Here is a 325-nt window from a genome sequence, read left to right as displayed (position 1 = left end):
CGTGGCTTTAAAGGTCATTTCCCCCCAGATCTTGCACAAGACCGAGGCCGGCGTCGTTGCCCTTCGCCTCAGCGACGAAGAGGAGGTACGGAATGCCTATGGCAGGCTCCTCGAACGCCCGCGCAAACGCCTCTTTTAATCCATCCAGCGGGAATAGGTCTACAGAAGGCTCGCCAGCTGTAAAGGACAAGGCCTTCCTTTCTTTAACCAGATACATCACAGCTACCTCGTGGCTCATGTGCCTCACGACGGCCAAGTTGTGGGAAATGAAGAGATATGAAAGCCCTCGCGACTGCTGAAGCCCTTTAAGCAGGTTCAATATCTG

The 325-nt window shown here is 54.2% G+C and carries 1 protein-coding gene and 1 pseudogene; one reads left to right on the top strand and one right to left on the bottom strand.

The genetic code is table 11. From position 1 onward, the window contains the following. Window position 1 precedes the first annotated feature (1 nt). A complete protein-coding gene (locus EZM41_RS00070) occupies window positions 2–139 on the top strand; it encodes an acetate--CoA ligase family protein (protein WP_342449177.1) in 138 nt (45 codons plus the stop codon). A 65-nt stretch (window positions 140–204) separates the two neighbouring features. Here the strand turns inward: EZM41_RS00070 and EZM41_RS00065 are convergent. Beyond that, window positions 205–325, bottom strand: a pseudogene (locus EZM41_RS00065) (oligopeptide ABC transporter ATP-binding protein); the annotation flags it as partial.

Origin of the sequence: Acetomicrobium sp. S15 = DSM 107314 (assembly GCF_016125955.1) — a bacterium.
Classification (GTDB): domain Bacteria; phylum Synergistota; class Synergistia; order Synergistales; family Thermosynergistaceae; genus Thermosynergistes; species Thermosynergistes pyruvativorans.
This window is presented reverse-complemented; position numbering and strand designations above follow the sequence as displayed.